Origin of the sequence: Escherichia sp. TW14182 (assembly GCF_000208525.1) — a bacterium.
Taxonomy (GTDB): domain Bacteria; phylum Pseudomonadota; class Gammaproteobacteria; order Enterobacterales; family Enterobacteriaceae; genus Escherichia; species Escherichia ruysiae.
Genome location: NZ_AEJZ01000426.1, coordinates 1 through 739, shown reverse-complemented (window position 1 = coordinate 739; position 739 = coordinate 1). Strand labels below are relative to the sequence as shown.

The following is a 739-nucleotide window of genomic DNA, read 5'->3' as shown; positions in this document are numbered from 1 at the left end:
CAGACTGGCAGGTTTTAAAAAATCAAATAAGATATTGTATCTGAAAGAAAAAACATGATTTTGAGATGCTTTTTTATACCGTTTTTCAGCGTTTTTAACCGCCTGATTTTATTGAAATCTTTTTTAGTTTTGCAGAAAGGATTTTTTGCTCAATTGCTTTAATTTTATACACTCCTGATAACGGAAATTTTTTGCCCGTTGACAGTTTTTGTCCTCCGGGGCTATATTCCTCACGCGCCAGCAAAATCTGGCGTCGGGATTGGCGTCCCGGATGAAAAAGGCGACAACAGACGCGCCAGCGTCTTTTTTATTGTCGTTTGCACTGTCACATCTCAATGGTGGGCTGTGTGGGGGCGGAGCGATCCGCGCCGGTTCCTTTTTCCCGGTTACGCCAACCCTGCACAGTTCACCACCATACTGATTGGCGTCAGCAGTGGTGATGATTCACATAGAAAAAGGATCATCCTATGGCTATTCAAATCTCAGTTGAAACTCTTTCCCCGATCACCCATAACCAAATCCCTGTCATTACTACCGAGCTTTTGGCACAACTTTATGGCACCGAAACTAATAACATCAAAGTGAACTATACACGCAATGCCGAGCGTTTTGTTTGTGGGAAACACTACTTCAAATTGGAAGGGGCTGAGTTGCGGGAATTTAAGAACAAGGTTACTCAAAGTAACTTAGTTGCACCGCGTACAAAGCACCTCATCCTCTGGACAGAACGCGGAGCAGC

General features: G+C 43.8%; 1 protein-coding gene. It reads left to right on the top strand.

Translation table 11 applies throughout. The annotated features are described in order from the left end of the window. Positions 1-467: 467 nt before the first annotated feature. The coding region (locus EQY_RS0122780; protein WP_024212722.1) for an ORF6N domain-containing protein at positions 468-739 on the top strand (272 nt) is incomplete at its 3' end.